The following is a 6127-nucleotide window of genomic DNA, read 5'->3' as shown; positions in this document are numbered from 1 at the left end:
GGACCAGCCAAGCGCCCTCGGCTCCTGCTATGAGCCGAGGGCGCTTGGCTGGTCCCATGCTGATTGGAAGGCGCGAACAAGCTAACGAAATCACTGCGAGAGGCACATGCATTTGAGATCGGTTCTGAGCGGCACGCTTGCGCTGCTGCTCCTATCAGGCGTCACCGCCCTGGCCAGCGGCACCGGGGCGAGCGGCACGGGGCAATCAACCGACAGCGGCTTTACCTTCCATCTTCCCAGTATCGAATTGCCCAGCCTTTTCGGTCAAAAGAAGAAACCAGACCAGGTTCAGCTGGTGCAATCCGATCCTGCCGCTGTCACCAGCCTGGAAGAGCAGCTGCGGCAGATGAACGGCAAGATCGAGGAACTCAATTTCCAGGTCCTGCAGATGCAGGAGCAGATCCGCAAGCAGCAGGAAGACAATGAATTCCGCTTCCAGCAGCTGGAAGGCGGCGGCACGCAAGGCGGGCAGCCGCCGGCGCAGAAGAAATCGGACGCCACCACCGGCACCGACAACGATGTGGCGGCGGCCCCGGCAATACGGGCGCCGGCCGATGCCGGCGCCGCGCCCGCCAACGATCAATCGGCAGGCGGCAAGACGGTCGAGGATGTCATCGTCGAATCTCCCGACGGCGACCCCGGAAAGGTTATTCCCGGTACGGGAGCGCCGGAAAAGAATTTCGGCACCATCACCGTCGACAAGAACGGCAATGTGATCGATGCCGGCGGCAACACGCAATCGACCGCGCCGGCGCAGGACACCGCGCCAGTCGCCGGGGCGGCGCCCAAGGCCGGAAAATCCGATACGGTGGTCGCGGCGTTGCCCGCCACCAACAACCCGGAAGAGCTTTACCGCAACTCCTACCAGTTCATCCTCTCGGGCGACTACGGCACCGCCGAGCAAGGTTTTCGCGATCACATCGCCCGCTTCCCCAAGGATGCGAAGGCGGCGGACGCGCATTACTGGCTGGGCGAGTCATTGCTCGGCCAGCAGAAATACCGCGACGCGGCCGAGACGTTCCTTGCCGCCAGCAAGGACTACCCCAAGGCCAAGAAAGCTCCCGACATGTTGCTGAAGCTCGGCGTGTCGCTGGTCGGCCTCAAGCAGCATGACGTTGCCTGCGCCACCTTCAGCGAGGTCGGCAAGCGCTACCCCGATATTTCCAGTGCGCTCAAGGAACGCGTCAAGCAGGAGAAGGCTCTGGCTGCCTGCTGATCCTTGTCCTACATGTCGTTGTCCTGAAACCGGGATCACTTTTGGGCGACATGCATTATGCTCGACAACGAGCCGGACCTTTCGACTAACCCTTTTTCGCATATCGATTTTACCAGCGGCGCTGTTGCGGCCGTGTCCGGCGGCAGCGACTCGACCGCCCTGCTCCTTCTTCTCAAGCACCATCTCGACTGCACGGCGCCGGCAACCAGGCTGCTTGCGGTGACGATCGACCACGGTTTGCGGTCCGGTTCGGCTGCGGAAGCGCAAACAGTGGCGAAGCTGTGCGCCAGACTCGGAATTTCACACCGCATCCTGACATGGTCGGGCCCCAAGCCATCGACCGGCCTGCCCGCGGCTGCTCGCGAGGCGCGCTACCGGCTGCTGGCCGAGGCGGCACAAGCCGAAGGCATCGGCCTGATCCTCACCGGCCATACCGCCGATGACCAGGCAGAGACGGTGCTGATGCGGCAAGCGCGCGAAGAAGGATTGGCGCGGGACGGGGGCCAAGGCCATGCCGAAATGGCAGGCCGGGGACTTGCCGGCATGGCGCCGGCCACCTTGTATGACTGGCGCGAGTGGATCGTTCGGCCGCTTCTCGGGTTGCGGCGCGAGGCGCTGCGCGACGTCCTGCGGCGTGAGAATGTCGGCTGGGCCGACGACCCCACCAATATCGACGCGGCCTTCGAGCGGCCGCGTGTGCGGGCCGCCCTTGCCGACAGCAACGGTGCGCAGCGCATCGACGATGCACTGGCGCTGGCCGCGCATGAGGGCCGCGCGCGCAGTCAACTCGGCCTCGCCGCCGCAAGTTTGATCGGCGATTTCGCGACCAGGCTGTCCTGCGGGCTCATTCGTCTTGATCCGCTCTTGCTGAACACAGGCGACGAGCGAGCGGCCGTCTATGCGTTGCGTATCCTGCTGGCCATGACCGGCGGAATTGCCTTCTTGCCGGATCAGGCCCGCAGCGAGGCTCTGTTCGGTCGGCTGAGGGCTGGATTTCTTTGCGCCACATTGTCGCGGACGGTTGTCGATTCCCGGCGCTCCGGCATCTTCCTGCGCCGCGAGGCGCGCGGCCTGCCCGCCGCCGCAACCCTTACTGGCAGCACCATGTGGGATGGCCGCCGGCGCATCACATTGAACGACAGCAGCAGCGCATTGTTGATTGCCCCGCTAGGCATGGCAGCGGCGAAGCGGCTGGCGACGGGCCAAGGAAAAGCCCCGCCGAGCCTGATGCGCGCCGCGCTCGCGGCCGAACCGGCGTTGTGGCACGCCGGGGAATGCCTTGGTTTGCCTGGATATGGACTGAAGTCTGCGATGATGGAAGTGCGGCCGGTCGTTACCCCCTTTGCCCGCTTCCTGCCTTCGTTCGACCTGGCGCCGGCGCAGGCCGTCGCCGGGCTGATTGGCGCGGCCCCGGTCCCGCCCTTGCCTTTCAGCGGCCATAGTGCCGGCTGATGGTTGCGCGAAAGCTTAACCCAGACGTGCTGTTATGCTTGGCAAGGGGAGGTGCTCTCCCTATGTTAGGCGCAAGTTTCCTCTTATGACGCGTGTCCGCCCCGCGGACGCCAACGGGACAATTGATGAATCCGAACTATCGCAACCTCGCGCTCTGGGCGATCATAGCGGTCCTGCTCATAGCCCTGTTCAATCTGTTCCAGACGCCGCAGACGCGAGGGGCTTCCAGCGATGTGCCTTATTCGCAGTTCCTGCAGGATGTCGCGGCGGGCCGGGTCAAGACGGTAACCATCGCGGGCGCCCGCATCAGCGGCACCTACACCGACAATGCCAGCGGCTTCCAGACCTATTCGCCCGGCGATCCTTCGCTGGTCTCGCGGCTGCAGGACAAGAACGTCACCATCAATGCGCGGCCTGAAACAGACGGTTCCAATTCGCTGTTCGGCTATTTGATCTCTTGGCTGCCGATGATCCTAATCCTCGGCGTCTGGATATTCTTCATGCGCCAGATGCAGTCCGGCTCCGGCCGCGCGATGGGCTTTGGCAAGTCGAAGGCCAAGTTGCTCACCGAAGCCCATGGTCGCGTCACCTTCCAGGACGTTGCCGGCGTCGACGAAGCCAAGGAAGATCTGGAGGAGATCGTCGAGTTCCTGCGCGATCCGCAGAAATTCCAGCGGCTCGGCGGCAAGATTCCGCGCGGCGTGCTGCTCGTCGGCCCTCCGGGAACCGGCAAGACGCTGCTCGCCCGCTCGGTTGCCGGCGAAGCCAATGTGCCGTTCTTCACCATTTCCGGTTCTGACTTCGTCGAGATGTTCGTCGGCGTCGGCGCAAGCCGCGTCCGCGACATGTTCGACCAGGCCAAGAAGAACGCGCCCTGCATCATCTTCATCGACGAAATCGACGCTGTCGGCCGTCATCGCGGCGCCGGCCTCGGCGGCGGCAATGACGAACGCGAGCAGACGCTGAACCAGCTGCTGGTCGAGATGGACGGTTTCGAGTCCAACGAAAGCATCATCCTGATCGCTGCCACCAACCGGCCCGACGTGCTCGACCCGGCACTCCTGAGGCCAGGCCGCTTCGACCGCCAGGTCGTGGTGCCGAACCCTGACATCGTCGGCCGCGAGAAGATCCTCAAGGTGCATGTGCGCAACGTGCCGCTGGCGCCCAATGTCGACCTCAAGGTGATCGCGCGCGGTACGCCGGGCTTTTCCGGCGCCGACCTGATGAACCTTGTCAACGAATCCGCGCTGATGGCGGCACGGCGCAACAAGCGCCTCGTCACCATGGCCGAATTCGAGGACGCCAAGGACAAGATCATGATGGGCGCCGAGCGCCGCTCGTCGGCCATGACCCAGGCCGAGAAGGAACTGACCGCCTACCATGAGGCCGGCCACGCCATTCTCGCGCTCAACGTGCCATCGGCCGATCCGCTGCACAAGGCCACGATCATCCCACGCGGTCGCGCGCTCGGCATGGTCATGCAGTTGCCCGAAGGCGACCGCTATTCGATGAGCTACAAATACATGATCTCGCGTCTCGCCATCATGATGGGCGGCCGCGTCGCCGAGGAGTTCAAGTTCGGCAAGGAAAACATCACCTCGGGTGCCTCTTCGGATATCGAGCAGGCGACCAAGCTGGCGCGCGCCATGGTCACGCGTTGGGGCTTTTCCGACAAGCTCGGCCATGTCGCCTATGGCGACAACCAGGAAGAAGTGTTCCTTGGGCATTCCGTGGCCCGCACGCAGAACGTCTCGGAAGAAACGGCGCAGATCATCGATGCCGAAGTGCGCCGCCTGATCGATGAGGCCTATTCGTCGGCGAAGTCCATCCTGACCAAGAAGAAGAAGGAATGGATCGCGCTGGCGCAGGGCCTGCTGGAATACGAGACGCTGTCCGGCGAGGAGATCAAGCAGTTGATCGCCGGCCACAAGCCTGCGCGCGACCTTGGCGACGACACGCCGCCCAGCCGTGGCTCGGCCGTGCCGAAGTCCGGCGGCCGGCGAAAGAAGGGTCCTGAGCCCGAAGGCGGCATGGAACCGCAGCCATCGAGTTGAGCTTGACCACTGATTTCATCGAACGCCGCGGCTTGCTCCGCGGCGTTTTTTGTTTTTGGCGTTGAGGAGGAGTTGTCCGCGACCTCGCATCTGCGACGGTGACGATTGGCGAAAGCCTAGGTGATAGCCAATCTCCCCCCGCAAGGGGGGAGATTGGCAACGTCGCCGCTGGCGTGCCCTCGAAGGCAACAAAAAGGCCCGCGAACCCTGCGGTTCGCAGGCCTTCTCTTCTTCAGATGCCTTGTCGCTCAGCTCTTCAGCTTGGCATTGCACAGGCTGTAATAACCGCCGCCCTTCTGGATCCAGCGAAGGCCGTTCAACGTGCCCGCGTCCTTGTTGCCATGGTAGCCCTGCAGACAGGTCTTCATGCGCGCCTTCGCGGGCTTTTCGGTCTTGAACTCGGCGGCCAGCGTGGTCGGGAATGTCACGCCCGCGGGCGCTACAGTGGGGGCGACCGCCGCGCTGGTTTCCTTTTTCGTCTGCGGCTCGGTTTTGACCGTATCCTCGCTGACACTGTCCGCTGCTGATGTCGCGCACTTCTCCTTGCGAAAAGCCGTCCAGTCCATGCCGTTCAGAGTGCCGCCTTCCTTGGCTGTTCGATAGGTCTCGCCGCATTCCTTCATCGTCAGTGCGCTTGCGGGGGCGACGCTCCAAGCGACAAATGCGGTCGCAGCCAATACCGCCAATTTCAAAGTGTGCATAAGACCCTCCTGGTTGATAATAAGTTTGGCGTCTTTTTGTATATGGTTTGTTCTCTATATGTTCAACCAGAATCTTTACGGACTACCGATGAGCTTGGCGGTGGGCAGTGTAGGCGAATTGATGATGCCAGCAGCCCGGCGACATGCAGATGCGAGCAAGGCAGCGTGCGTCTTCGCGCAACAAAAAAGGCCCGCGCATCTTGCGATGCGCGGGCCTTTGTTTGGAGACTATGGCTAAGCGATCAGCCCTTCAGCTTGGCATTGCACAGGCTGTAGAAGCCGCCGCCCTTCTGGATCCACTTCAGGCCGCCGAGCGCGTTGGCGTCCTTGAGGACATAGTACTGGTCGAGGCAGGTGTGCATGCGGCCCTTTCCGGGGGTCTCGCTGGCATATTTCGCCGAGATCGCGGACGGGAACTTGACGCCCTTGGGCGCAGCCGTCGTCGGCTTCGCCGGCTCCTTGGTGTAGCTGGCCTCGTCGGCGGCCGGCACCGTGTCGTCATCCGATGCGCCGGCGCCGCATTCGGTCTTGCGGAAGTCGTTCCACTTCATGCCCTTCAGCGTGTTGGCCGTCTTGGCGGCCTGATACTTGGTGCTGCATTCGGCCATGCTCAGACCCTTGCCGTCGGCGGGGGCCGCGGCAGCCTTGGTGGTTGCCGGCTTGGCGGCGGCAGCGGCGGATGCACCGGCGGCGCATTCGGACTT

Annotated in this window: 4 protein-coding genes and 1 pseudogene (1 of these 5 running past the window's edge); 3 read left to right on the top strand and 2 right to left on the bottom strand. The window is 63.4% G+C overall.

Translation table 11 applies throughout. The features are described from left to right. The first annotated feature begins 106 nt into the window (after nt 1-106). From ybgF to ftsH, 3 genes are all read left to right on the top strand, one after another. Entirely contained in the window at nt 107-1216 is a 1110-nt protein-coding gene (ybgF, locus tag EOC06_RS01030) for a tol-pal system protein YbgF (RefSeq protein ID WP_127327632.1), read from the top strand. Nucleotides 1217-1273: 57 nt separating this feature from the next. Next, on the top strand, nt 1274-2668 hold the full coding sequence (gene tilS, locus EOC06_RS01025) for a tRNA lysidine(34) synthetase TilS (RefSeq protein ID WP_128306859.1): 1395 nt from the start codon (nt 1274-1276) through the stop codon (nt 2666-2668). A 125-nt stretch (nt 2669-2793) separates the two neighbouring features. Next, entirely contained in the window at nt 2794-4722 is a 1929-nt protein-coding gene (gene ftsH / locus EOC06_RS01020; protein ID WP_023811859.1) for an ATP-dependent zinc metalloprotease FtsH, read from the top strand. A gap of 248 nt (nt 4723-4970) precedes the next feature. Here ftsH and EOC06_RS01015 read toward each other — a convergent pair whose 3' ends face one another. Together EOC06_RS01015 and EOC06_RS41455 are read right to left on the bottom strand one after the other, a co-directional pair. Then, nucleotides 4971-5423, bottom strand: coding sequence for a hypothetical protein (locus EOC06_RS01015; RefSeq protein WP_128306858.1), 453 nt, complete (start codon nt 5421-5423; stop codon nt 4971-4973). A 242-nt stretch (nt 5424-5665) separates the two neighbouring features. Next, nucleotides 5666-6127 (bottom strand): annotated as a pseudogene (locus EOC06_RS41455) (hypothetical protein); it runs 395 nt beyond the window's last position.

Origin of the sequence: Mesorhizobium sp. M7A.F.Ca.MR.362.00.0.0 (assembly GCF_004023175.1) — a bacterium.
Taxonomy (GTDB): domain Bacteria; phylum Pseudomonadota; class Alphaproteobacteria; order Rhizobiales; family Rhizobiaceae; genus Mesorhizobium.
Note: the sequence above shows the minus strand (reverse complement) of the source record. Positions and strands in the feature narration are given on the sequence as shown.

What these genes read in the sequence shown, in the direction of transcription:
- ybgF (WP_127327632.1), top strand. Translation starts at nt 107, where the DNA reads ATGCATTTGAGATCGGTTCTGAGCGGCACGCTTGCGCTGCTGCTCCTA.
- tilS (WP_128306859.1), top strand. Translation starts at nt 1,274, where the DNA reads ATGCTCGACAACGAGCCGGACCTTTCGACTAACCCTTTTTCGCATATC.
- ftsH (WP_023811859.1), top strand. Translation starts at nt 2,794, where the DNA reads ATGAATCCGAACTATCGCAACCTCGCGCTCTGGGCGATCATAGCGGTC.
- EOC06_RS01015 (WP_128306858.1), bottom strand. Translation starts at nt 5,423, where the DNA reads ATGCACACTTTGAAATTGGCGGTATTGGCTGCGACCGCATTTGTCGCT.